1 protein-coding gene is annotated in these 457 nt (G+C 76.4%); it reads right to left on the bottom strand.

What is annotated here, in order from left to right:
• Positions 1-57: 57 nt before the first annotated feature.
• A partial coding sequence (locus KDH83_RS31600; protein ID WP_212323123.1) for an AraC family transcriptional regulator occupies positions 58-457 on the bottom strand: 400 nt, incomplete at its 5' end.

Genomic DNA, 457 nt, shown 5'->3' with positions numbered 1-457 from the left:
GCGCCGGTGCGGCACCCGCGCCGTCCGGCATCCGCGCCTGTTCGGCGATATGCGGTCTCAGGCGCGCATCTGCTTCTGGTAGCGCGCGGGCGTGACGCCGTAGCGCCGGGCGAAGGCGCGCGTCAGGTGGGCCTGGTCGGTCAGGCCCGCCGCCAGCGCGACCTGGGCGGGCGGTTCGCCGGCGGCCAGGCGGCGCTTGGCCTCGAACAGGCGCAGCGCCATCAGCATCTGCTGCGGCGTGGCGTGGCAATGCGCCTGGAAGCTGCGCAGGAAATGGAAGGGGCTCAGGCCGGCCTCGCGCGCCAGCTCTTCCAGCGTCAGCCGGCGCGACAGATGCGCGCGCATGTAGTCGATCACCGGCGCGAAGCGCGGCGCGCCCTCGGCGCGGACCGGGCGCGGCACGCGGGCGCGGCGGCGGCACTCCGCCAGCAGCCCGTGCAGGGCGCTGGCGAAGGCC

This window comes from Achromobacter sp. Marseille-Q0513, from assembly GCF_018195695.1.
Taxonomy (GTDB): domain Bacteria; phylum Pseudomonadota; class Gammaproteobacteria; order Burkholderiales; family Burkholderiaceae_B; genus Achromobacter.
The sequence above is the reverse complement of the archived record's forward strand: the minus strand, read 5'-3'. Positions and strand labels throughout refer to the sequence as shown.